Here is a 24,339-nt window from a genome sequence, read left to right as displayed (position 1 = left end):
CGGCGGCGTCGCCCGAGCGGGACGACGCCGCCGTCCTCAGCGCCCCACAGTCGTCCGTCGCCGGGGCGGCGGTGCCGGCTCCGGTACGCGGGCCGGAAGTGGCCGCCCCGGCGTCGGCGTCGCCCGGGTCCGCCACGGGGCCAGGGTAGGTCTCCGCTTGGCGCTGACGTCCTCGACCCAGCCGAGCAGCACGACGACCACGGCGAGGATCGCCAGCGCCACCGCCAGGTAACCAATCTTCCCGAATTCCCAGGCGTCGACCTGGTTGCCGACGACGAAACAGACCGCGATCGCCGCGTTGTGCCACAGGTAGACGGTCAGGGCACGGCTGTTGAGCGTGGTGACCAGCCCGTCGAGTGGCCGTACCCGGCGCAGCCAGGCCAGCCGCGGTGCCATCCGCAGCAGCACCAGCGCGAAGCCGAGCGAGTAGAACGCCTGAGCGACCGGAATCTCGTTGAGGTCGAACCCGGCCTCCGGGTGCGTCCAGACCCAGCCCACCGCGCCCGCCGCGCAGACACCGGCCAGGGCCACCACGGCGGCCCACGGGATCCGGCGCAGATGGCCGTCGCGGTGGGCGAAGCCGGCGATCCAGCAGGCCCCGAACGTGGCCAGGTCGATCGCCACCGAGTCGACGACCGCGCGCCCGAGCGACGGCGTCGCGGTCTGCAGGATCACGACGACGGCGAGCGGGAGGAGCGCGGTCGGCAGCGGCCACCGCCGGTAGAACCCGAGCAGTACGGGGGAGAGCAGGACCAGCCAGAGGAACGCGACCAGGTACCACAGCACACCGGTGACGTCCCGGGCCCAGTCGCTGCCGGGCGGCTCGGCGAGCGGAAACACCCAGGTCAGCAGCGCGGGCCAGGCCGGCCGGTCGGACCAGCCGTGCCAGATCATCACCGGTACGACGACGGCTCCCATCACCCAGAGCGCGGGAAGGAGCCGCCGGAGGCGGTCGTTCACCGCACCGGTGGGTGACCGGTCGAGCGATCGGGCCATCAGTGAGCCACCGAGGGCGAACATGACGCCCATGGCGGGGAAGGCCCAGCTCATCCAGGCGAAGCCGAACATGTGGTAGACGATCACCCGGGCCAGGGCTACCGAGCGCAGCAGGTCGAACCATCGGTCCCGGCCGCCCCCGGCCGCGACCGGGTCCCGGGGTGCTCCGACCGCCGGGTCGCCGGCGCGCTTCAGCTTCCGCCATCGCAGGCGCGTCCCGGTCAGCGCGGTGACCGTCGAGCGGACCAGCACCAGGTACATCAGTTGCCGGTACGCGAACTGCTGCACCGGCAGCGACCACAGCGGAGCGATCCGCTCCCGGTCGAGCCGGAAGGCCACCAGTGCGGTGAGCGCCTGGACCGCCAGCATCGCCACCCACGCGACGGCCGTCTCCGTGGCGCCGAGGAAGACGAGCCCGTAGAGGGCCATCAGGTCCAGGACCGGGCCCAGCAGGGGCAGCACCACCCCGAACAGTGCGAGCACCGGCAGGCCGAACCGGCCGAAGCGACCCGAGGCACCGCGGTCGAACACCGCCCGGCGGTGCTTCCACATCGCCTGCATGGTGCCGTAGCTCCAGCGGTAGCGCTGGCGCCACAGTTGCCCCAGCGAGGAGGGCGCCTCGGTCCAGGCCCGGGCCCGCTCCTCGTACACGACCCGCCAACCGGCCCGCAGGACGGCCATGGTGATGTCGGTGTCCTCGGCCAGCGTGTCGTCGCTCATGCCGCCGGCGGCGAGCAGCGCGCGACGGCGGAACGCCGCGATCGCGCCCGGGACGGTGGGCATGCAGCCGAGCGTCTCGTACAGCCGGCGGTCCAGGTTGAAGCCGATCACGTACTCGATGTGCTGCCACCGCCCGAGCAGCCCCGTGCGGTTGGCGACCTTGACGTTGCCGGCGACCGCCCCCACCGAGGGGTCGGCGAACGGCTCGATGAGCCGGCGGACCGAGTCGCGTTCGAACACGGTGTCCCCGTCGACCATCACGATGATCTCGTGCCGGGCGTGTGCGATCCCGGTGTTCAGGGCGCTCGGCTTGCCGCCGTTGGGCTTGCGGACGACCTGGACGTTCGGCAGGCCGAGTGCTTCCACCAGGTCGGCGGTCCCATCGGTCGACCCGTCGTCCACGACGATGACCTCGATGCCCCGGTGGTCCCCGTCGGCCAGCGACCGGACGGTGGCCACGATCCCCGCCTGCTCGTTGTAGGCCGGCACGATGATCGACACCGGTTCGGTGACCGGCGGACCCCACGGCCAGCGCCGCGACCGCCGGCGTCGCGCGTGTCGGCCGGCGAGGACGAGCAGCAGCAGCGTACGGGCGAGCATCAGGAGGCCGACCAGCAGGAAGAGCCACCGCAGCGCCGCGAGGAACAGGTCGGCGATGGTCACGGCCAGGACGACCGATCCGCCGCGCCAGCGTTCGAGGCCGGAGACCGGTGCGTTCCCCGCGACCGGTCCGGCCCCCTCCTCGTCGGTTGCCATCGCCCGGTCGACGCCGTCGCTGATGGTCGTGAACCGGTATCCCCGGGCCGTCATCATCGGGATGAACCGGTCCAGGGCGGCCAGGGTCTGCGACCGGTCACCGCCCGCGTCGTGCAGCAGGACCACCGCGCCCTGTCCGGGCGGCGGCGTCATGTTGCGGACCATGGCCTCGGGGCCGGGTCGCGACCAGTCCCGGCTGTCCGTGTCGTTCACCGCCGTCAGGTAGCCGAGGTCGCCGGCCTCCCGGATCGCCGCCCACGCCTTGTCGTCGATCGCCTGCGGCATGGACGAGTACGGGAAGCGCAGCAGGTTGGTCCGGACCCCGGCGGTGCTCACGATGGCCTGCTGGGTCTGCGAGTACTCCAACCGCCGCTGCCAGGCTGGCAGCACCGTCAGGTCCGGGTGGCTGAAGCTGTGCACACCCAGTTCGTGGCCCTCGGTGGCGATCCGCCGGGTGAGCCCGGGGTGGCGGGCCACCTGGCTGCCGACCACGAAGAACGTCGCCTCGGCCCGGTGCCGGCGCAGCAGGTCGAGGACCTTCGGTGTCCACACCGGATCCGGGCCGTCGTCGAAGGTGAGGGCGATGGTGCGCGGTGACATCCGGTACGAGGTCGCCCGCCCCTCGGTGGTGTCGATCACCGGGCCGCCGGACCGGATCCCCGCGGGCACCTGCGCCTGGCCGCCGCTCTCCCGGACGTGGTCGGGGACGAACTCGGAGTTCGCGTACGCCTCGACGAACAGCACGCAGAGCAGGACCGTGAACAGCGTCGACCAGACCGTCCAGCCGGTCCGGAGCCCGGGGCGGGCGGGGCGCCGCCGGCGGGAGGGCGACGCGGCGAGCGTGGTACGGGCCATCAGGCGGGCCACCGTCCGACCGGGTCGAGGAGGTCCGTGGCGGGCGGGGACGGCGACGGCGAGGGCGGGGTGCCCGTCGGCGAGGGCGACGGCGGTGGGGCGGGCTCCGGGTTGGTCGGCGGAACGGTGGCCGGTCCGCCGGGTGTGGGCATGGCCTGCGGGGCGGGTGGCGGGGGGGCCGGATCGGGCCCCCGGTCCACCGGTGCGTCCACGGGTGCCGGTGGCCGTCCGGGTGGTTCGGTCTCGACGACCGGTGCCGTCTCGGCGGGCGGAGCGTCGAGCGGATCCAGCAGCACGTCGGCCTCGCCGGGCGGGACCGACGGCTGGTCGGCCGCCGCCAGGAACGAGCGGCCGTCCGCGGGTGCCGAACCGCCGTACGGGGCGGCCGGTCCAGGTAGGACGGCCGTCGCGACGAGCGGGATGTACACGAGGGACCCGGCGGCGACGAGGAGCCCGCAGAGGCGGACGAGGCGGTGCCGCCGTCCGGTGACGTCGACGAACACCGGGGCGGTCACGGGCTGACCGGCGCTGCGGCCGGGCGTTCCGAGGGGGACGTACGGCGTCTGGTGATGGTGAATGTGAGCGGCCACCCGGCCGAGGCTAGAGGGGCGGTAGGTGCCTTATGTCCGCTTCTCCGGAGCCCTCCGGCACCTTGTCTTCGGAATGTGAAAATACCGAATCCCGGGCGGATCAGGCGCAGACGGCGACAAACGGCCCAGCAAGCCCAGGATGGGACATTCGGCGTGCGAGGGCTTTCATCCCCGGTCGGCCGCGCCGTCGTCGAGGAGGGCGACGAGCCGCCGCGGGGCGATCACCCGGTACGCGTCCTCGCACAGCTCGGCGATCTCCGGCCAGTCCACCGGCCCGTCCAGGCGCACGCCGAGCCAACCGCGACCGCCCACATAGGGTGGCCGGAAGAAGCGGCCGGGGTCGGCCGCGGTGAGCGCCTCCTGGGCGCCCGGCGGGGCGGCGCACCACAGGTGCGGGAAGTCGTCGGCGTGGTGGCCGTCGGCGTGCAACGTGACGAAGACGCTCTTTCCGCGGACGAACCAGGTCGGCGAGCCGTGGCTGGGCCGCTCGGTGACCTCGGGCAGGGCGAGGCAGATGGCGCGTACGCGCTCCAGCAGGGCCATCCGCCTCGCCCCTCCCCGGTCAGTACGCGTGGGTCACGGTGACCGTAACGTTCGAGCAGGAGTTGGCCCAACTGGTCAGCGTGTTCTTCTCGACGCTGTCCACGCTCAGCCGCCAGCGGGTCTTCACCGCCGCCCACTCCCGGACGTAGCGGCACTTCTCGTACGTCGGCAGCCAGGTCGCCGGATCCTGGTCGCCCTTGGCCTGGTTGACGTTGTCGGTCACCGCCACCAGCGACCGCGCGTCGCCGAGGTCGTTGGCGAACGACTGCCGGCGGGAGGTCGTCCAGTTGCGGGCGCCCGAGTCCCAGGCCTCCGCGAGCGGCACCAGGTGGTCGATGTCGAGATCGGATGGGTTGGTCCAGTAGGCGGCGTCGTAGTAGGAGTACCAGCGACCGCCGGACAGGTAGCAGCCGGAGCCGACCGACGGGCTGGTGGTGGCCTCGGCGATCAGCACCTCGTACCGGGTGTTGCAGCCGTCCCCGTCGGCGTCGATCCAGTGCGGGAACAGGTCGCGGGAGTACCCGGTGCGTACCTCGGACGCGACGGGCAGGTCGGCGACGAGCGTGCGCAGCGGCACCGAGATCGTCGCCGCACGCGCCGGAGCGGCGAGGCCGAGGGTCGAGAGGGTGGCGGCGGCCACAAGGCCACCGAGCCAGCGGAGGGTGCGGGTCATCGCGTACTCCATCCGATCGGTCGGGGGGTCGGCCGACAGTGCAGTCGTGCCGAGTGCCGGCGGACCCCACAGGGGATGACGAGGATGTTAAATCCATCGATACACGGCGGGAATCCGTCGCCGGCTCGGCCGACCGGTCCGATTCGCACCGTCTCGCGTTAACCGTCTCGTCACGTGGCCGTCGGCTGACGGACCGTCACCTGTCGCAGGTAAACCACTTGTCCGGCGTGGCGTCGGTCGGAAATCTGACCCGAGTCGACCCGTTGTGCCGCTGCTCCGGGCTGGTTAAGCTCTCCCTGCGCGCTCCAATCGCCCGCTTCCCCCGTGGCAGGCGATCGGGGCGCGCGTCTACGTGAAAGGGCCCGCACGCAGCGCGTGCGGGCCCTTTTCCCGTCATCCGACCGTGTCGTGTCCGGCGGCGTGCCGCCGGACACGACATCGTCGCCGGTCAGATCCAGCGGCCGTCCAGCCACATCCGGTTGGACCAGTCGGCGTACGGGATCGTCTCGCCGACGAAGAGCGGATAGAAGTACGCGAAGCAGAGCGCCACCAGCAGCACGTACGCCCCGGCGATGACGCCGCCGACGAGCCGGCGGTCCCGGCTGGCCTCCCGCGCCGCGGCGTCCCCGGCCGGGTCGGGCGGGCCGACGATCGCCCCCAGCACGTACGTCACCGCCAGCACCAGGAACGGCAGCGTCGGCGCGGTGTAGAAGGAGAACATCGTGCGCCCGCCGTCGACGGCGAACCAGAACCACGGCAGCAGGCCGGCGGCCACGCACAGCAGGATCGCCCCGGCGCGCCAGTCCCGCCGGGCGAGGCCCAGCCAGGCCAGCGCGACCAGGGCCGGCAGGAACGACCACCAGAGCAGGGGAGTGCCGAGCAGCAGGACCTCGGAGGCGCAGCTCGCCGCCCCGCAGGACCCGTCACCGGACCAGTAGAAGGCGACCGGCCGGCCCAGCAGCAGCCACTGCCACGGCCACGACTGGTACTTGTGCGGGTCGTCCAGCTGGGCGTGGAAGCCGTACGCGGCCTTGTGGTACTCGATCAGGTTGGCGAGCGCCCCGATCACCGGGGTGTCGCTCAGCGGGGCGTTCGGCCACCGTTGCGCGTCGATCACCCGGTAGTAGCCCTCGTCCCCCAGCAGCCAGCCGGACCAGGTGGCCACGTACGTGACCACCATCAGCAGCCCGGCCAGCACGAGCCAGGGCACCTCGTCGAGCAGGGTGTCCCGCCAGGGCCGGCGTGCCCCCGCCGAGCGGCGCACGCCGACCTCCCAGAGGATCACCAGCAGCGCGAACGCCGGCAGGAAGTACAGGGCGCTCCACTTCACGGCGCAGGCGCAGCCGAACAGCACCCCGGCCGCCAGCCGCCACCACGGCCAGTTCCGCCAGCCACCCGGGGGGCGGCCGGCGCGACCGGGCCGGGCCGGGTCCAGCCCGGCCTCCAGTGCCCGGGCCCAGCGGCGCCGGCGGGCGTCCCGGTCGAGCACCAGCGCGCCGAAGGCGGCCAGCACGAAGAAGAGCAGGAAGATGTCGAGCAGCGCGGTGCGCGACAGCACCAGGTGGAACCCGTCGAGGGCGAGCAGCAGGCCGGCGGCGCAGGCCAGCACGGTCGACCGGAACAACCGCCGGGCGATCCGCACCAGCAGCAGCACGGACAGCGTCCCGACGACCGCCGCCGAGAACCGCCAGGCGAACTCCGGGGCGGTGGTGACCAGGTGCCCGGCGGCCGAGAGGCGGTGCTCGGCGTCGGAGTATCCGAAGGCCCACTCGCCGAGCCCGATCAGCCACTTGCCGAGCGGCGGGTGGACCACGTACGACGGGCCGCCGTCCTTGTAGTTCCACTCGACGCCCTTGTCGACCAGGCCCCACGCGTCGCGGGCGTAGTAGACCTCGTCGAAGACCTTGCCCGGCGGGTGGCTGAGGTTGAGGAAGCGCAGGATCGCCGCGATCGCGACGATCACCGCGGTCGCCAGCCAGGACCGCCCGTCGAGGTGGGCGTCGACGGTGGCGAGCCGGCGCCGGACCACGCCGGGGACGTCGCCGTTCCGGTCGCCGGGTGCCTGGTCCCGGTCCTCGGGAGCGGCGTGCTCCGGCTCGGCCTGGCCGGCGGGGTGCGCTGTCGACGCCTGAGTCACCCCGCGATCGTAGGCTGCGAAGGTGGCCGGTGGCGGCCGTCGTCCCAACAATCCCTACCGCCGTCGATGAAGGAGCGCCGTCTCGTGGGTGAAAAGTCCGATGTCGGACGCCTGATCCTCCTCGGCGCGCCGCTCGGGAACCCGGCCGACGCGTCGGCCCGCTTCCGCGAGGTGCTCGAGGCCGCCGACGTGGTGGCCGCGGAGGACACCCGGCGGCTCACCCGCCTCGCCCGGGACCTCGACGTGACCGTGCCCGGGCGGATCGTCTCGTACTTCGAGGGCAACGAGGAGCGGCGTACGCCGGAACTGGTCGACGTGCTCGTCGCCGGGTACGTGGTCGCCCTCGTGACCGACGGTGGCATGCCGAGCGTCTCCGACCCCGGTTACCGGCTGGTCCGGGCGGCGCTGGACGCGGGGGTGCCGGTCACCGCCGCGCCCGGTCCCAGCGCGGTCACCACGGCGCTGGCCCTCTCCGGGTTGCCCAGCGACCGGTTCTGCTTCGAGGGCTTCCTGCCGCGTACCCCCGCCGCCCGCCGGTCCCGGCTCCGCGCGCTCGCCACCGAGGAGCGCACGCTGGTCTTCTTCGAGGCGCCGCACCGGATCACCGGCGCCCTGGCCGACCTGGCCGCCGCGTTCGGCCCCGACCGGCCCGCCGCGCTCTGCCGCGAACTGACCAAGACGTACGAGGAGGTGCTCCGGCGCCCGCTCGGGCAGTTGGCCGAGTGGGCCGCCGAGGGCGAGCCGCGCGGCGAGATCACGCTGGTGGTGGCCGGCGCGCCACCGGTCACCGCCGAGCGGCCCGACGACGACACGCTGCGCGCCGCGGTCGCCGAGCGGGAGGCGGCCGGCAGGTCCCGTCGCGACGCGGTCACCGAGGTCGCCGCCGAGTACGGCCTGCGCCGCCGCGAGGTCTATGACGTGGTCCACCGCTGAGGGTGCAAGGAGGGACCCTTCCTTCGCCTACCAGGCGGCGGCGAGGAAGCCGACCGTGATGAGGAACGGGCCGGCTGCCGAGGCGGCGATCGCACAGCGGCGGGCGCGGCGGTCGGCCAGCCGCGTGGCCCCGGTCCAGCGGGCGATCCCGGCGCCGCAGCCGGTCACCGTCAGCAGGCCGAGCAGCCAGCGCAGGTGCGCGGCGGCTCCGGCGTCGACGTACGCGGTGCTGGCGTCCGGGCCGGTCATCCGGGCCGCCACCCAACTGCCGGGCGTCGCCCGTTCCGCGGGCACCCCGCTCACCCTCACCCCGTGCGCGACCCACCGGGCCTCGGTGGCGAGGAAGGTGCCGCGACAGCGCTGGGTGAGCCCGCCGCCGGTGCAGTCGTCGATCACCACGCGGCCGGACGTGGAGTGCCCGACCGCGAGCCACAGCGGGGCCGCGCTCACCCAGGCGAAGAACGCCGCCACCAGGCTGAGGGCCACCAGTGTGGCCAGGCCGGGCAGCGGGTCGGGCGGGTGCGCGGGCCGGCGGACCCGTCGCCGCCACCGCTCGAACCGCGGCGACCGGGTGCGCTCGGGCTCCGGTTCCGGCTTGACCGGCGTGCCGTCCCAGTGCACCTCCTCGATCGGCGCCCAGGACTCCTCGCCGTCCGGCGTACCCCCGGTCCGGGAGCGGCCGCGGCGCAGCCGGCGCGGCTGGCGCACCGGGACGCGACGTGGCAGCGCGTCGAGCGGCGCCCCGGTGGTCGGCTCGACCTCGACGGCGGGCTCCGCCTCCGGCGGTGCGGCCGGTACCGGCCGCGGGTGCGGCGCCACCGCGCTCCCGCGTGGTGGTCCGGCGGGGTCGTGGCGGCCGCCGGCCGGCGGGCCGGACGGACGCTCGTCGGCTCGTCTGCCACTCACGGTGTCCATTGCACACCGCTCCGTGCGTCTCGCCGGGCATGCTGGCCCGCGTGTCGGGGGACAAATCGGATGACAGGTGGCCTTTCGGGCCTGCCGGTCGGCCCGGGGTCAGCCGGCCGGCGGACCGGCGCACCGGGTGACCGACTCGCGCCCTATTGGTTCGCAGCCGTCCCGCGCGGGTCACTAGGCTTGCTGGTCATGAGTCACGTTCTCGCGGCGGTTGCCTGGCCCTACGCCAACGGCCCGCGCCACATCGGCCATGTCTCCGGTTTCGGCGTTCCCTCCGACGTCTTCGCCCGGTACATGCGCATGGCCGGCCACGACGTGCTCATGGTCTCCGGCACCGACGAGCACGGCACGCCGATCCAGGTGCAGGCCGACGCCGAGGGGGTCACCCCCCGCGAGCTCGCCGACCGCTACAACCGGGTGATCGTCGAGGACCTGCACGGCCTCGGGCTGTCGTACGACCTGTTCACCCGCACCACCACCCGCAACCACTACGCGGTGGTGCAGGAGTTGTTCGAGGGGATGCACCGCAACGGCTACATCGTGCCGAAGACCACCATGGGCGCGATCTCGCCGTCCACCGGCCGGACCCTGCCCGACCGCTACATCGAGGGCACCTGCCCCATCTGCGGCTACGAGAGCGCCCGCGGTGACCAGTGCGACAACTGCGGCAACCAGCTCGACCCGATCGACCTGATCAACCCCAGGTCGAAGATCAACGGGGAGACGCCGAAGTTCGTCGAGACCGAGCACTTCTTCCTGGACCTGCCGGCCCTGGCCGACGTGCTGCGGCAGTGGCTGGCCACCCGCGAGGGCTGGCGGCCCAACGTGCTGCGCTTCTCGAAGAACCTGCTCGACGACCTCCAGCCCCGGGCCATCACGCGCGACCTGGAGTGGGGCGTCCCGATCCCGCTCGACGGCTGGCGGGACCGGGCGGACAAGCGCATCTACGTCTGGTTCGACGCGGTCATCGGCTACCTGTCCGCCTCGATCGAGTGGGCCCGCCGCTCCGGCGACCCGGAGGCGTGGCGCAGGTGGTGGTCCGCCGACGGGGAGGGCAAGGACGCCCGCGGCTACTACTTCATGGGCAAGGACAACATCGTCTTCCACTCGGTGATCTGGCCCGCCCTGCTGTCCGGCTACTCCGGCGAGGGCGCGCGCGACGGGCAGCCCGGCGAGCTGGGCCGGCTGAACCTGCCGACCGAGGTGGTCTCCAGCGAGTTCCTGACCATGGAGGGGCGCAAGTTCTCCTCGTCCCGCAAGGTGGTCATCTACGTCCGCGACTTCCTCGACCGGTACGACGCCGACGCGCTGCGCTACTTCATCGCCGTCGCCGGTCCGGAGAGCAACGACACCGACTTCACCTGGGCCGAGTTCCTCCGCCGTAACAACGACGAGCTGGTCGCCGGCTGGGGCAACCTGGTCAACCGGTCCATCTCGATGGCCGCGAAGAACTTCGGCGCGATCCCGCCGGTCGACCCGGCCGGGCTCACCGAGGCCGACGAGGCGCTGCTCGCGGTGGCGCGCGCCGGCTTCGCGACGGTCGGCGAGCTGATCGGCAAGCACCGGCAGAAGCAGGCCATCGGCGAGGCGATGAAGGTCGTCGCCGAGGCCAACCGCTACCTGTCCGAGCAGGCCCCGTGGAAGCTCAAGGACGAGGCTGACAAGCCCCGCATGGGCACCATCCTGCACGTTGCCCTCCAGGTGGTCAGCGACGCGAACACGCTGCTCACCCCGTTCCTGCCACACTCGGCGCAGAAGATCCACGAGTTGCTGGGCGGCACCGGCGTCCACGCGCCGATGCCGGTGATCGAGCAGGTCGAGGACCTCGACGGCGGCCCGGCGTACCCGGTGCTGACCGGTGACTACACGGTCGGGGCGCGCTGGGAGTCGGCGCCGCTGGAGGTGGGCCGGCCGCTGGCCGCCCCCAAGCCGGTGTTCCGCAAGCTCGACCCGTCGATCGTGGACGAGGAGCTGGCCCGGCTCGCCGGCTGACGACGGCACGGCCCCGGGGCCTCGTGAGCCCGGGGCCGCACCGTGTCAGCGTGGCCGCGGTCTGCGCGCGCCCGCCGAGTGGTGGGCCCGCTCAGGCGCGGGCCATCGTCGGCGCGCCGATGAACTCCATGATCGCCTGGTTAACCTCCGGCGCGTTGGTCCACGGGGTGCCGTGCGGGGCGCCCTTCAGCGTGATCAACTGGCTGCCCGGCAGCATCGGCTGGAGTCGCGCGCCGGTCTTCGGGTACGGCAGGACCGCGTCCTTGTCACCCTGCACGATCAGCACCGGCACGTCGATGTTCGGCAGGTCGCCGCGGAAGTCCGTCTGCCAGGCGTCCACACAGTCATGGGTGCCCTTCGCCGAGGCCCGCGCGCCGATCTCCCAGTGCGCCCGGAACGCCTCCTCGCTGACCAGCTTCCCCTTGTTCTCCTGGTAGTTGAAGAACGCGTTGCAGAACTGGGTCAGGTACGCGAACCGGTCCTCGATGATCGCCTTCTGGAAGCCCTCGAACAGGCTCTTCTCGACGCCCTCCGGGTTGTCGGCGGTCTGCAACAGGAACGGCGCCAACGGTGCGAGCAACACGGCCCGCTGCACCCGGTCCGAGCCGTACGCGCCCAGGTAGCGGGTCACCTCGCCGGTGCCCATGGAGTGACCCACCAGGATCACGTTCCGCAGGTCCAGCTCCGTCATCAGCACGTCCAGGTCGGCGGCGAACGTGTCGTAGTCGTACCCGAACACCGGCTGCGCCGAGTTGCCGAAACCGCGCCGGTCGTACGTGATCGTCCGGTATCCGGCGGCCAGCAGCGGCCCGGTCTGTTTCTCCCACGTCGCGCCGTTGAACGGGAACCCGTGGATCAGCACGATCGGCTGACCCGAGCCGTGGTCCTCGTAGTACAGGTCGATGGGGGCGGAGTTCTCCATCCCCACGGTGATGAACGGCATGCTCTCTCCCGAGGTCGCGCTCCCTCATCGGTCCCCGGGCGCATTCCCGTGCCGCGAACCGGTATGCGCCGGCGGCCGGTGCGCGACCTCAGAGCACGTACGGGTGGTCCACCACCTGGTCGTCGGTCACCTCGGTGCCCGGCGCCCACGTCTCGTAGACGCCCCGCTCGTGGCACTGCGCGCCGGTCGTGGCCACCGCCTCCGGGCTCGGCCGGCACAGCCGCAGCCGCAGCCAGCCGGCCTCCTCCCGCAGCACCAGGCACGGCACGCCCCGCCACCGCGCGAACCGCACCCGGCGGGTCGCCGAGTCGACCGGGTACCGGGCCGCCCGGGTCATCGCCAGCACCCGGAAGCCGCCGGGCATGTCGGAGACCGCCTCGTAGTCGCCTCCGCCGTAGCCGCCGACCAACTGGGTGGAGCGGGGCGCCTCCCCGGTCGGGACGTACTCCTGGTCCGGCGACACACCGGGCACCGCGGCCAGCAGGTGCCGCCACTGCGGGCCCACCATCCGCAGCCACCCCCGCTGCTCCGCCTGGTACGTGTACAGCACCACCTCGCTGCCGTCCGCCGGGTACGCGAGCAGGGTGGCGTTCGCCGGCATCGGCAGGTCCGCGAAGTCCCGGGTGATGAACTCCGGCACCAACTGGTTGCTGCTGGGGACGAACCCGGTGCCGAGCACCGCCGCGCCCAGCCGGTCCCGGGGCGCCAGCGCGGTCAGCCCCCGGTGCTCCGCGCCGACCGGCACGTCGTAGTCCGCCGGGTCGGCAGCCCGCCAGCGCAGCGCGTACGTGATGTCGGCGCCGTCCGGCGTCCCCGCGCCGTCGCCGCGCAGCACCGCCGTCGCCGCCGGGGTGCGCAGGTGCGCGACGTCGTACTCCCGGAAGCAGAAGCCGTGCGGCAGCCAGCCCCGCACGTAACCGGCGAGCTGCCGGGCCGACAGGATCTTCACCATCCGGGTGCCGCGCCGGATCACCGCCGACCGCCGGACCGCCGCGAGCAGCGGGTCGTCGGCGGCCTGCGGCTGCTGGGAGAGGTGGTGCACGGCCGCCCACCCCCGCTCTCGGTGCAGCGGCACCAGCAGCGGCGCCTCCGCCTCCTCGGCCGGCTCGGAGGCGCCGTGGACCGCCGCGACCTCGGTGGCGTGCACGAACCGGCGCCACGGCAGCGCCGACCCCGGGCGGGGCGCCCATTCGAAGCCCGTCACCTCGTCCGCGCTGAACAGCTCGTACGCCGCGCCGCGGGCGATCTCCTCCGCGGGGTACACCGCACCGCCGTACGCGACGCGCAGCCCGGTCCGCTCACCGGCGGCTCCGCTGGCCTGGGGGGTGATGCTCACGCCCTCACCTCGCTCCGCTCGGCGGCGACGCGCGGCGCCACGCTGCCGGCCCGCCCGGGTCTCTCGACATGATCGCTCACGGTGTCGCCTCCCGTACGCGATGCTCATTCACCGTGCGACGCTAAGCGCGTACGGCGTAGCAGAGGTGAACATCGGGTGGCGCCTGGGTGGACCGCGTCAGTGTGTGATCCTTTGGGTGATGAACGAGCCGACCGAACAGACGACCGAGCCGACCGAATCGCGAAGCAAACGGGCCGCCCGGCGCGCCGGCGAGTTCCCCGCGCCGCCCGAGCCGCTGCCCCGCCCGGTGCTGGACAGCCACACCCACCTCGACATCACGGTCAGCGAGGCCGGCGTCCCCGGCGGCGGCCCGGTCGACGACCCGGTCGCGCGGGCGGTCGAGGTGGCCGCCGCCGTCGGCGTCGACCGGCTGGTGCAGGTGGGCGTCGACGTCGACTCGTCCCGGTGGGGCGCGGACGTCGCCCAGAAGTACCCGGCGGTCGTCGCCACCGTCGCACTGCACCCCAACGAGGCGCCCCGTCTGTCCGATCTGGACGACGCGCTGCGCGCGATCGAGACCCTCGCGGCCCAGGACCGGGTACGCGGCATCGGCGAGACCGGCATGGATTTCTACCGCACCGGCGACGAGGGCCGCGCCGCGCAGGAGGAGAGCTTCCGCGCCCACATCGCCATCGCGAAGCGGTACGGCAAGACCCTGGTCATCCACGACCGGGAGGCACACGCCGACGTGCTGCGGATCCTCGACGACGAGGGCGCCCCGGACACGGTGGTGCTGCACTGCTTCTCCGGCGACGCGGACTTCGCCCGCGAGTGCGTCCGCCGCGGCTACCTGCTGAGCTTCGCCGGCACCGTCACCTTCGGCAGCGCCGGTGCGCTCCGCGAGGCCGCCGCGCTGACCCCACTGGACCAGATCCTCGTGGAGACCGACGCGCCGTACCTCACGCCGATGCCGCACCGCGGCCGGCCGAACGCGTCGTACCTGATCCCGCTCACCGTCCGCTCCCTCGCCACGACGACCGGCGCGGACCTGGACGACCTGTGCGCCGCCATCTCCGCAACCGGTGACCGCGCCTTCGGGCCGTGGTGAAGGGACGGGTACCCCGGTAGGTGACGGGTCCCTTCCAATCACCGGGCCCGCCCCGCATACGCTACGGGGCGTGACCGGTCTCCTCGGCCCGGCGGAGATCCGGGACCTCGCCGCCCGTCTCGGCGTCGCGCCCACCAAGAAGCTCGGCCAGAACTTCGTGCACGACCCCAACACGGTCCGCCGGATCGTCACCACCGCCGGGCTGGCTCCCGACGACGTGGCGCTGGAGGTCGGGCCCGGGCTCGGCTCCCTCACGCTGGCGCTGCTCCCGGTCGCCGCGCACGTGCACGCCGTGGAGATCGACCCGATGCTGGCCGGCGCCCTGCCCGAGACCGCCGCCCGGCACGCCGGCCCCGACGCGGAACGGCTCACCGTGCACCACGCCGACGCGCTGCGGGTCACCGCCGCCGACCTCGCCGAGCCGGCACCGACCGCGCTGGTGGCCAACCTGCCGTACAACGTCGCCGTGCCGGTGGTGCTGCACCTGCTCGCCGAACTGCCCACCCTGCGGCACGGCCTCGTCATGGTGCAGAAGGAGGTCGCCGACCGGCTGGTCGCCGGTCCCGGCTCCAAGGTGTACGGCGTCCCGTCCGTCAAGCTGGCCTGGTACGCCCGCGCCCGCGCCGCCGGGAAGGTGCCACCCAACGTGTTCTGGCCGGTGCCGAACGTCGACTCCGGGCTCGTCGCCTTCACCCGCCGCGAGCCGCCGCGCCCCGACGTACCCCGGGAGCGGGTGTTCGCCGTGGTGGACGCGGCGTTCGCGCAGCGTCGCAAGACCCTCCGCGCGGCCCTCGCCGGCTGGGCCGGCGGCGCCGACCGGGCCACCGAGGCCCTCACCGCCGCCGGGGTGGACCCGGGCGCGCGCGGGGAGTCACTCACCGTCGAGCAGTTCGCCGCCATCGCCGCGTCGGCCCCGGCCGCCGCACCCGCCGCCCGCTAGGCTGGCGCCGGGCCCGCCCCCGGGCCCACGAGTACGCGTACGCCGCCCCCAGCCGGCCGACTCCGCCGAGGAGCTGATCGTGACCAAGCCGTTCGACATCCGGCCGCTCGTCCGGGGCCTGATCCCGTGACCGAGGCCTGGCGACCGGACGACGACGAGCCGCGCGGTGTCAGCGGGCCGGTACGGGTGAAGGTGCCCGCCAAGGTCAACCTGCACCTCGGGGTGGGGCCGCTGCGCCGCGACGGCTACCACGAGCTGAACACCGTCTACCACGCGATCTCCATCTACGACGAGCTGACCGCCCGGCGCGGCGACACCCTCACTCTGACAATGGAGGGCGAGGGCACCGGCGAGCTGGCCCTGGACGACACCAACCTGGTCATCCGGGCCGCGCACGCCCTCGCCGGCTACGCGGGCGTCCTCCCGCACGCCCGGCTGCACCTGCGCAAGCACATCCCGCTCGCCGGCGGCCTGGCCGGGGGCAGCGCCGACGCCGCCGCCGCGCTGGTCGCCTGCGACGCACTGTGGGGCACCGGGTTGTCCCGCGACGAGCTGGCCGGCATCGCCGCCGACCTCGGCTCCGACGTGCCGTTCCTGATCCACGGCGGCACCGCGCTCGGCACCGGCCGGGGCGAGGCGGTCAGCCCGGTGCTGGCCCGCCCCACCTCCTGGCACTGGGTCGTCGCGATCGCCGACGGTGGCCTGTCCACCCCCGCCGCGTACCGGGAACTCGACCGGCTCCGCGACGCCGGGTCCGCCGGCGCGCCCCTCGGCAGCACCGACACGCTGCTCGCCGCGCTGCGCCAGCGGGACCCCCGGGTGCTCGCCGCCGCCCTCGGCAACGACCTCCAGGACGCCGCCCTCTCCCTGCGTCCGTCCCTGGCCGCCACGCTCAAGGCGGGGGAGGCGGCGGGCGCGCTCGCCGGCATCGTCTCCGGGTCCGGTCCCACCTGCGTCTTCCTGGCCGCCGACGAGGCCGACGCCGGCCGCGTCGCCGCCGAGCTGGAGGCGGCCGGCGTGTGCCGGGAGGCCCGCCTCGCCCACGGCCCGGTCGCCGGCGCCCGGATCGTCTGACCCACCGCTGCCGCCTTGTTCGACTCGATGCCGCCGGCATCGCGGCATCCCGGCCGTCCGGGCCCGCCGATACCAACGATCTCGAGTTGATCGAGGGAACAGCGTCCGTCCCCGGGTCGTTGACCTGCGTCGGGCCGGCGGCTGCGCCGCTCGACGGGTGCGGCCCGGAAGCGAGGGCCGGCACGAAGCGTCACGGCGTGACGGGCCGGCAGGCCGCTCCGCGTACCCTGGGAGCCCAGGCGTCCCCAGGTGCCCACCGGCACCGGGACGCCTTGATCATGAGAGGTGGGATAGTGGCCAACATCGTCAACCTGGACCGGGTGTCCAAGGGCTACGGCGCCGCCGGGCCGCTGCTCACCGACGTCTCACTCGGCCTCGACGACGCCGACCGGATCGGTGTGGTCGGCCTCAACGGCGCCGGCAAGTCCACCCTGCTGCGGCTGCTCACCCGGCAGGAGGAGCCGGACGACGGCCGCGTCACCCACCGCCGCGACCTGCGGGTGGCCTGGCTCCCGCAGACCCTCCAGCTCGCCCCGGACGCCACCGTCCGCGACGTCGTCCTCGGCACCGCCTGGCTCCCCGAGAGCATGGGCGCCGAGCACGAGTGGGCCGGCGACGCCGGCGTCCGCGCCATCCTCGACGGCCTCGGCATGCCCCACCTCGGTCTCGACCAGCCGGTCGGCCCGATGTCCGGCGGCGAGCGCCGCCGGGTGGCCCTCGCGGCGCTGCTCGTCCGCGACTCCGACCTGCTCGTCCTCGACGAGCCCACCAACCACCTCGACGTCGGCGGCGTCGACTGGCTGGCCCGGCACCTCCTCGGCCGCAAGGGCGCGCTCGTCGTGGTCACCCACGACCGGTGGTTCCTCGACGCCGTCTGCACCACCACCTGGGAGGTCGCCGACCAGGCCGTCCGCGCGTACGAGGGCGGCTTCGCCGCCTGGACCCTGGCCCGCGCCGAGCGCGAGCGGGTCGCCGCCGCCACCGAGGCCCGCCGGCAGAACCTGCTCCGCAAGGAGATCGCCTGGCTGCGCCGCGGCGCCCCCGCCCGCACCTCCAAGCCCAAGTTCCGCATCGACGCGGCCAACGCGCTCATCGCCGACGTCCCGCCGCCGCGCGACACCATGTCACTGCAACGGCTCGCCACCGCCCGGCTCGGCAAGCAGGTGTACGACCTGGAGCACGTCCGCCTCCACGCCGGCCCCAAGGAGATCCTGCACGACCTCACCTGGCAGGTCGGCCCCGGCGACCGCATCGCCGTCCTCGGCCGCAACGGCGCCGGCAAGACCACCCTGCTGCGGATGCTCGCCGGCGTCACCGGCCCCGACGGCGGCCGGTTCGCCGTCGGCTCCACAGTCCGGCCCGCGTTCCTCTCCCAGGAGCTGGCCGAACTCCCCGGCCACCTGCGCGTCCTCGAAGCCGTCGAGGAGGTCGCCCGGCGGGTCCGCCTCGGCGACCGGGAGATCTCCGCCGCCCAGCTCGCCGAGGTCTTCGGCTTCGACGACCGGCGGCTCTGGACCCCCGTCGCCGACCTCTCCGGCGGGGAGCGGCGTCGGCTCCAGATGCTCCGGCTCCTCGCCGGCGAGCCGAACGTCCTCCTGCTCGACGAGCCCACCAACGACCTCGACACCGACACCCTCGCCGCCCTGGAGGACCTGCTCGACTCCTGGCCCGGCACGATCCTCGTGGCCAGCCACGACCGGTACCTCATCGAGCGGGTCACCGACACCGCGTACGGGATGCTCGGCGACGGCCGGCTGGTGCACCTGCCCGGCGGCGTCGACGAGTACCTGGCCCGGGCCGCCGACGGGACGGGCCCGGCACCCGCCCCCACCTCGGCCGCCGCGTCCTCGGCGCCGGCGGCGGAGGGCATGTCCGCCGCCGAGGTACGCCAGGCCCGCAAGGAACTCGCGAAGCTGGAGCGCCAGATCGTCAAGCTGGAGCAGAAGGAGGCGGACCTGCTCGACCGGCTCGCCGCCAACGCCACCGACTACGCCACGGTCGCCGACCTCGACGCCCAGCTCAAGGACGTCCGCGCCGAACGGGAGCAGGTGGAGGAGGCCTGGCTGACCCTGGCCGACCAGCTCCCCGCCTGACGGTCGCCTCCGCCACGACCGGCGGGGCCGTGTGCGGCGTCACACCGGGACATGCGGGAGAATCACCGGCGACCCTCTTCCGTTCGTCGTTGGAGACTCAGAGATGGCCCACACCCCCGTCAACCACCCCGCGCGGCCGATCTACCGGGCGATCGGCGGGCTGACCGGTCTGTACCTGGTCGCCTTCGGCGTGCTCGGCCTCATCGCCAGCGCCGGCAACGAGGTCCTCGCCCAGGACGACACCACCGTCATCGGCCAGGGCACGAACGTCGGCTTCTCGCTGCTCAGCCTGCTGCTCGGCGGTGCCGTCCTGGCCGGCACTGTCATCGGTCGCAACCTCGACGTGGTGATCAACCAGTGGCTGGCGTACCTCATCATGGCGCTGAGCCTGGCCGGGCTCGCCTTCATCCGGACCGAGGCGAACATCTTCAACTTCACCGTCGCCACCGTCATCGTGCTGATGGTGGTCGGCCTCGTGCTCCTCATGGTCGGCATGTACGGCAAGGTCGGCACCGACGAGGAGAAGGAAGCCTGGCAGAAGGCTCGGCTGGTGCTCTGAGCGTTTCGGTTCTCGCCGGAGCTTTGGTTGCGGTGGGGGTTCTCGCCGGAGCCCGACCCGCTCCGGGCGGTCAGGCTTGATCCCTCCGCGGGTCGGGCTCCGGCGAGAACCTGTCGTGGTGGCGGTCCGCGCCTTGCTGCCCGGTGGGTGGGGGATCTGAAATGGTTGCGGTCCGCACGCACGAGCGGGTGGGTTGGGGATCTGAGGTGGTTGCGGTCCGCGGGTCGGTGCGGGCGTGATGCCCTGACTCGTGATTCGGGGTACGTGGGCCGCTCGTGCGGGTGACAATCCTCCTGAATGTCGTCATTCGGGTGGAGGGGCCGTGGCGCACTTTCCTTTGAACCATCCGGCGCGGCCGATCTACCGGGTCCTCTCCGGGCTGATCGGCCTCTACATCCTCGTCTTCGGCGTCTGGGGCGTCGTGGTGACGCTCGGCGAGCCGCTCTTCGGCCGCGGCAGCCACTGGGTGCTGGGGCTCCGCACCAACCTCGCGTTCTCCCTGGCCTCGGTCGTCTTCGGCGCCTTCCTGCTGGTGGGGGCGTCCCGGCGCGGCAACCTCGGCCACTACATGAACCTCACCGCCGGGATCGTCTTCCTCGTCACCAGCATCCTCATGATGTCGGTGCTGCAGACCCCGGCCAACTTCCTCAACTTCTCGATGTCGACCGTCATCATCTCGATGATCTTCGGGCTGATCCTGCTCGGGACCGGCCTGTACGACAAGGTCGGCACCCCTGAGCACGCCGAGGAGGTGCGGCGCCACCGCAACCACCCGATCGGCGCTCCGCGCCCCTGACTCACCGTTTCCGTACGGTGATCAGGCCCGGCTTCGCCTCCAGGTGCGACAGGCCGTTCCAGGCCAGGTTCACCAGGTGCGCCGCCACCGTCTCCTTGCGCGGCTTGCGGACCTCCAGCCACCACCGGCCGGTCAACGCCACCATCCCCACCAGCGCCTGCGCGTAGAGCTCGGCGAGCTTCGGGTCGTACCCCCGGCTGGAGAACTCGGCGCCCAGGATGTGCTCCACCTGGTGGGCGACGTCGTTCAACACGCTGCTGAAGTTCCCCGTCGTCGCCATCAGCGGCGACTCCCGGACCAGCACCCGGAACCCGCTGGTCTCCTCCTCGATGTACGTGAGCAGGGTCAGCGCCGCCTGCTCCAGCAGCTCCCGCGGGTGGCCGGCGGTCAACGCGGTGGTGATCCGGTCCAGCAGGCTGCGGACCTCCCGATCCACCACGACCGCGTACAGCCCCTCCTTGCCGCCGAAGTGCTCGTACACCACCGGCTTGGAGACCTTGGCCCGCGACGCCACCTCCTCGATGGACGTGGCGTCGAACCCGCGCTCGGCGAAGATCTGCCGGGCGATCGAGATCAACTGCTCGCGCCGCTGCGCCGCGGACATGCGTACGCGTGACGTCTTGCCGGACGCCGGCACCGCCCGGCGGCGGCCGGCCGTACCGTCACCGCCCGGGGCGTCAGTCATCTCGTCACCTCGTCGGCGCTCGGTGACGCCCTGTCGTGGGATGGAGCCGGTCACCCGGCCATACTGCCAGGTAACGTGGCCCGCTACCGCCCGGTTACCGCTCGGCGTCCGCCCTCACCAGCTTGGCCGCGATCCGCTCGGGCTTCGGCCAGCGCACGTCCCGGGCCGCGCCCAGCTTCTCGAACAGCCAGATCACCCGGGCCGAGATGTCCACCTGGCCCGGCAGTACGCCGTGTCGCGCGCTGGTGGGATCGGCGTGGTGCAGGTTGTGCCAGCTCTCGCCGAAGGACAGGATCGCCAGCGGCCAGAAGTTGGCCGCCCGGTCCCCCTGGCGCATCGCGAACGGGCGCTCGCCGTACACGTGGCAGACCGAGTTGATCGACCAGGTCACGTGGTGCAGCAGCGCGATGCGCACCAGACCGCCCCAGAAGAACGCGGTCAGCGCGCCCTGCCAGGACCAGGTGAACAGCCCGCCCATGGCCGCGGGACCGAGCACCGACACCGCCACGAGCGCCGGGAAGAACCGGTCGACCCGGTTGATGTCGCGGTCGGCGATCAGATCCGGTGCGAAGCGTTTCCGGTTGGACAGCTCCCGGTTGAACAGCCAACCAATGTGCGCGTGGAACAGGCCCTTCGTCAACCCGCGGACGGTCGCGCCGAACCGCCACGGTGAGTGCGGGTCACCCTCCAGGTCGGAGAAGGCGTGGTGCCGGCGGTGGTCGGCGACCCACTGGATGATCTCGCCCTGCACGGCCAGCGAGCCGGCGGCGGCGAGCCCGACCCGCAGTGGCCGGGTTGCCTTGAAGGAGCCGTGGGTGAAGTAGCGGTGGTAGCCGACCGTGATGCCGAGCCCGGAAACCACGTACCAGAAGCCGGCGATCGCCACGTCCGTCCAGCTCAGCCAGCCACCCCCGGCGACCGGGACGGCGGCGACCAGGGCCACGAACGGGACGACCACGAACACCCAGAGTGCGATGAGGATTCCGCGGGACTGGGTGCCCTGGGTGAGGGGCTTCGGGCCGGTCGAGGAGGGTTCGACGAGAGCGGTCGACATGGCACCTCGCAGAGGGGACGGAGATCACGAGCTACGCTTACGTCACCGTAACTTGGGTGGGCCGCACGCGCACGGGACAGAGTCGCGAATGAATGCGTGGTCTCGTCGTACGCCCGTTCTAATTTGCTAGCCATGACAGATCCGCTCGCCCCGCAACCGCCGATCGGGCCGCGGGCCGCAGCCTCACCGCTCTACCAGGAGGCGCTGCGACTGCGCCGCGCCGGTTGCACGGTTCCAGAGATCGCGCGTCGGGTCGGCGTGGCACGGTCGACCGCCTGGCGGTGGATCGGGCACCTGCCGCTCGAGCGGGACGAGGCGGAGGTCCGAGCCCGTCGGCAGGCCCATTCGAAGGTCATGACCGATGCACTCTGGGCGGAGCACCGGGCCGCGCGGGACGCCGCCCGTGCCGAGGCGGTGGCCAGAGCGGCTGCGTGGGTCAAGCGGTTGCGGCATCGCGAGTTGGTGATGGTGGGCGCGGCCATGTACTGGGCCGAGGGAACCAAGGCGAAACCGTGGCGACCTCACGACTGCCGGGTCCGCTTCGTGAACAGCGATCCGATGTTGATAGCGCTGTTCCTGCGCTTCCTGGAGGAGATGGGCGTTCGCCGCGAGGCGCTGCGGTACCGGGTGAGCATCCACGAGAGCGCCGACGCCGCGGCGGCGGTCATCTGGTGGGCCGAAGTGGTGGGCGTTTCCCCGGGTTGCTTCCAGCCAACGTCGCTCAAGCGCCACCGCCCGGCCAGCGTGCGGCGGAATACGGGCGAGGGCTATCGGGGCTGTCTGAGCGTCGAGGTCCCGCAGTCGCGACACCTGTACTGGAAGATCGAAGGGATCATGAAAGGAATGGCCGATGAGGATCCGAGCCGAGGACGCTAAGGTATAGGCGTCCGACAGGTGTTTGGCTTTGCCCGTTTTAGACCGTCCCGGGTCGTCTAATGGCAGGACGTCAGGTTTTGGTCCTGATTGTAGGGGTTCGAATCCTCTCCCGGGAGCTTCTCCTCATCCGCGGATGATGTCTGGTTAGCATGGCCGCGAGACTGTCGCCGTCCCGACGGGAGCCACGTCGTGTCCCAGCCGCCCCATCTCCGCACCGTCGTCGTGCTAGCCGCCGGCGAGGGCAAGCGGATGAAGTCCGCGCTGCCGAAGGTGCTGCACCCGCTGCTCGGCCGCACGCTCGTCGGCCACGTGCTGAGCGCGGCCGCACCGCTCGGCGCGGACCGCACGGTGGTCGTCGTGGGCCACGGCGCCGACCAGGTCCGCGCGCACCTCGCCGAGATCGCCCCGCAGGCCACGCCGGTGCTCCAGGCCGAGCAGCTCGGCACGGGGCACGCGGTCCGGATCGCGCTGGACGCGGTCCCGGAGGCCACCGGCACCGTGGTGGTGATCAACGGCGACGTGCCGCTGCTGCGTCCGGAGACGGTCGGTGCGCTCGTCGAGGCGCACGAGCGGGAGGGTGCGGCGGCGACCGTGCTCGCCGCGGAGGTGCCCGACCCGACGGGGCTCGGCCGGATCGTGCGCGACGCCGACGGCCGGCTCCAGCAGATCGTGGAGCAGCGGGACGCCACGCCCGCCCAGCGGGAGATCCGGGAGATCAACGCGGGCATCTACGCGTTCGACGCGGTGCGGCTGCGGGACGCGCTCGGCAAGCTCTCCACCGACAACGAGCAGGGCGAGGAGTACCTGACCGACGTCTTCGGCCTGCTGCGGTCGGCCGGTGAGCCGGTGGCGGTGCACGTGGCGGCGGACCACGTGGAGACGCTGGGCTGCAACGACCGGGTCGAGCTGGCCGCGCTGCGGCGGCTGCTGCGCGACCGGGTGAACGAGGCCTGGATGCGCACCGGGGTCAGCCTGCTCGACCCGGAGACCACGTGGATCGACGTGACCGTGGCGCTGGACCGGGACGCGGTGGTCGACCAGAACACGCAGCTCCAGGGCGCGACGGTGGTCGGCTCCGGCGCGGTGGTCGGGCCGGATGTCACGCTGGTGGACACGGTGGTCGGGCAGGGCGCCACGGTGGTGCGCAGCCACGCGGTGGGTGCGGAGATCGGCCCGAAGGCCAGCGTCGGCCCGTACGCGTACCTGCGGCCGGCGGCGCGGCTGGCGGAGAAGGCCAAGGTCGGCACGTTCGTCGAGGTGAAGAACTCGGAGATCGGCGCCGGGTCGAAGGTGCCGCACCTGACGTACGTCGGGGACGCCTCGATCGGTGAGCAGAGCAACATCGGCGCGGCGACGGTGTTCGTCAACTACGACGGGGTGCACAAGCACCGCACGGTCATCGGCAGTCACGCCCGTACCGGTGCCGACAACATGTTCGTCGCGCCGGTCGTGGTGGGCGACGGCGCGTACACGGCGGCGGGTTCGGTGATCGTCGACGACGTGCCCGCCGGCGCGATGGGTGTGGCCCGGGCGCGGCAGCGCAACATCGAGGGCTGGGTGCTCAAGCGGCGGGCCGGCACGGCGGCCGCGGAGGCGGCCGAGCGGGCCCGGCGCGGTGAGGGTGCGGTGGCGCCCGGCTTGCCGGCAAGTGAAGGTGAGGCAATCCACGGGGATGCCGAGCCGGTGGGCGGGGCGCCCGGCGCGGGAGATACTGCAACCGAATAGTCCCCGGCCCACCACCACCGTGCCGGGCACCACCGACCTA

20 protein-coding genes and 1 tRNA gene are annotated in these 24,339 nt (G+C 72.9%); 11 read left to right on the top strand and 10 right to left on the bottom strand.

Going from position 1 to position 24,339, the window contains the following annotated elements; translation table 11 throughout:
* Positions 1–36: 36 nt before the first annotated feature.
* The 5 genes from HCJ94_RS12705 to HCJ94_RS12685 all read right to left on the bottom strand — a co-directional run bounded on the left by HCJ94_RS12705 (position 37) and on the right by HCJ94_RS12685 (position 7,270).
* On the bottom strand, positions 37–3,327 hold the full coding sequence (locus HCJ94_RS12705) for a glycosyltransferase (RefSeq protein ID WP_168001202.1): 3,291 nt from the start codon (positions 3,325–3,327) through the stop codon (positions 37–39).
* Positions 3,327–3,917 (bottom strand): hypothetical protein, encoded by a 591-nt coding sequence (locus HCJ94_RS12700; RefSeq protein ID WP_168001201.1) that lies wholly within the window; start codon positions 3,915–3,917, stop codon positions 3,327–3,329. Before HCJ94_RS12700 ends, HCJ94_RS12705 begins: the two co-directional genes overlap by 1 nt.
* 165 nt (positions 3,918–4,082) lie before the next feature.
* Positions 4,083–4,460, bottom strand: coding sequence for an MmcQ/YjbR family DNA-binding protein (locus HCJ94_RS12695; protein ID WP_168001200.1), 378 nt, complete (start codon positions 4,458–4,460; stop codon positions 4,083–4,085).
* 19 nt (positions 4,461–4,479) lie between these two features.
* The gene (locus HCJ94_RS12690) at positions 4,480–5,133 is read right to left on the bottom strand and encodes an HNH endonuclease family protein (protein ID WP_168001199.1); all 654 of its coding nucleotides are present in this window, start codon (positions 5,131–5,133) and stop codon (positions 4,480–4,482) included.
* A gap of 448 nt (positions 5,134–5,581) precedes the next feature.
* On the bottom strand, positions 5,582–7,270 hold the full coding sequence (locus tag HCJ94_RS12685) for a dolichyl-phosphate-mannose--protein mannosyltransferase (RefSeq protein ID WP_168001198.1): 1,689 nt from the start codon (positions 7,268–7,270) through the stop codon (positions 5,582–5,584).
* 84 nt (positions 7,271–7,354) lie between these two features.
* Here HCJ94_RS12685 and rsmI point away from each other — a divergent pair, with 84 nt between their 5' ends.
* Complete coding sequence (gene rsmI / locus HCJ94_RS12680) at positions 7,355–8,203, top strand: 16S rRNA (cytidine(1402)-2'-O)-methyltransferase (protein WP_168001197.1); 849 nt, start codon at positions 7,355–7,357, stop codon at positions 8,201–8,203.
* A 27-nt stretch (positions 8,204–8,230) separates the two neighbouring features.
* Here rsmI and HCJ94_RS12675 read toward each other — a convergent pair whose 3' ends face one another.
* A complete protein-coding gene (locus HCJ94_RS12675) occupies positions 8,231–9,118 on the bottom strand; it encodes a hypothetical protein (RefSeq protein ID WP_240944163.1) in 888 nt (295 codons plus the stop codon).
* Between the two features lie 189 nt (positions 9,119–9,307).
* On the opposite strand from HCJ94_RS12675, the gene metG reads away from it, so the two are divergent.
* Entirely contained in the window at positions 9,308–11,110 is a 1,803-nt protein-coding gene (gene metG, locus HCJ94_RS12670) for a methionine--tRNA ligase (protein ID WP_168001196.1), read from the top strand.
* 91 nt (positions 11,111–11,201) lie between these two features.
* Here the strand turns inward: metG and HCJ94_RS12665 are convergent, their stop codons facing one another.
* Entirely contained in the window at positions 11,202–12,053 is an 852-nt protein-coding gene (locus HCJ94_RS12665) for an alpha/beta fold hydrolase (RefSeq protein ID WP_168001195.1), read from the bottom strand.
* An 88-nt stretch (positions 12,054–12,141) separates the two neighbouring features.
* Complete coding sequence (locus HCJ94_RS12660; protein ID WP_168001194.1) at positions 12,142–13,389, bottom strand: hypothetical protein; 1,248 nt, start codon at positions 13,387–13,389, stop codon at positions 12,142–12,144.
* A gap of 199 nt (positions 13,390–13,588) precedes the next feature.
* Here HCJ94_RS12660 and HCJ94_RS12655 point away from each other — a divergent pair, with 199 nt between their 5' ends.
* From HCJ94_RS12655 to HCJ94_RS12630, 6 genes are all read left to right on the top strand, one after another.
* Complete coding sequence (locus tag HCJ94_RS12655; RefSeq protein WP_168001193.1) at positions 13,589–14,497, top strand: TatD family hydrolase; 909 nt, start codon at positions 13,589–13,591, stop codon at positions 14,495–14,497.
* 70 nt (positions 14,498–14,567) lie between these two features.
* Complete coding sequence (gene rsmA, locus HCJ94_RS12650) at positions 14,568–15,437, top strand: 16S rRNA (adenine(1518)-N(6)/adenine(1519)-N(6))-dimethyltransferase RsmA (RefSeq protein ID WP_168001192.1); 870 nt, start codon at positions 14,568–14,570, stop codon at positions 15,435–15,437.
* A gap of 126 nt (positions 15,438–15,563) precedes the next feature.
* Positions 15,564–16,511 (top strand): 4-(cytidine 5'-diphospho)-2-C-methyl-D-erythritol kinase, encoded by a 948-nt coding sequence (locus HCJ94_RS12645; RefSeq protein WP_168001191.1) that lies wholly within the window; start codon positions 15,564–15,566, stop codon positions 16,509–16,511.
* A 293-nt stretch (positions 16,512–16,804) separates the two neighbouring features.
* Positions 16,805–18,604: an ABC-F family ATP-binding cassette domain-containing protein gene (locus HCJ94_RS12640; protein ID WP_168001190.1), complete on the top strand. Its 1,800-nt coding sequence runs from the start codon at positions 16,805–16,807 to the stop codon at positions 18,602–18,604.
* Between the two features lie 103 nt (positions 18,605–18,707).
* Complete coding sequence (locus HCJ94_RS12635) at positions 18,708–19,163, top strand: DUF4383 domain-containing protein (protein ID WP_168001189.1); 456 nt, start codon at positions 18,708–18,710, stop codon at positions 19,161–19,163.
* A gap of 322 nt (positions 19,164–19,485) precedes the next feature.
* Positions 19,486–19,959, top strand: a complete 474-nt coding sequence (locus tag HCJ94_RS12630) for a DUF4383 domain-containing protein (protein ID WP_168001188.1) — start codon at positions 19,486–19,488, stop codon at positions 19,957–19,959.
* Between the two features lies 1 nt (position 19,960).
* Here the strand turns inward: HCJ94_RS12630 and HCJ94_RS12625 are convergent, their stop codons facing one another.
* Both HCJ94_RS12625 and HCJ94_RS12620 read right to left on the bottom strand, forming a co-directional pair.
* On the bottom strand, positions 19,961–20,644 hold the full coding sequence (locus tag HCJ94_RS12625) for a TetR/AcrR family transcriptional regulator (protein ID WP_168001187.1): 684 nt from the start codon (positions 20,642–20,644) through the stop codon (positions 19,961–19,963).
* Positions 20,645–20,738: 94 nt separating this feature from the next.
* Complete coding sequence (locus tag HCJ94_RS12620) at positions 20,739–21,698, bottom strand: acyl-CoA desaturase (protein ID WP_168001186.1); 960 nt, start codon at positions 21,696–21,698, stop codon at positions 20,739–20,741.
* 132 nt (positions 21,699–21,830) lie between these two features.
* Between HCJ94_RS12620 and HCJ94_RS12615 the strand changes: the two genes are divergently transcribed.
* The 3 genes from HCJ94_RS12615 (at position 21,831) to glmU (ending at position 24,299) form a co-directional block, all read left to right on the top strand.
* Positions 21,831–22,574: a helix-turn-helix domain-containing protein gene (locus HCJ94_RS12615; RefSeq protein WP_205801140.1), complete on the top strand. Its 744-nt coding sequence runs from the start codon at positions 21,831–21,833 to the stop codon at positions 22,572–22,574.
* A gap of 45 nt (positions 22,575–22,619) precedes the next feature.
* A tRNA-Gln gene (locus tag HCJ94_RS12610) sits at positions 22,620–22,690 on the top strand.
* Positions 22,691–22,763: 73 nt separating this feature from the next.
* Entirely contained in the window at positions 22,764–24,299 is a 1,536-nt protein-coding gene (gene glmU / locus HCJ94_RS12605; RefSeq protein ID WP_168001185.1) for a bifunctional UDP-N-acetylglucosamine diphosphorylase/glucosamine-1-phosphate N-acetyltransferase GlmU, read from the top strand.
* Positions 24,300–24,339: the final 40 nt, after the last annotated feature.

The organism is Micromonospora thermarum (assembly GCF_012034245.1).
In the GTDB taxonomy this organism is placed as follows: domain Bacteria; phylum Actinomycetota; class Actinomycetes; order Mycobacteriales; family Micromonosporaceae; genus Micromonospora; species Micromonospora thermarum.
This window is presented reverse-complemented; position numbering and strand designations above follow the sequence as displayed.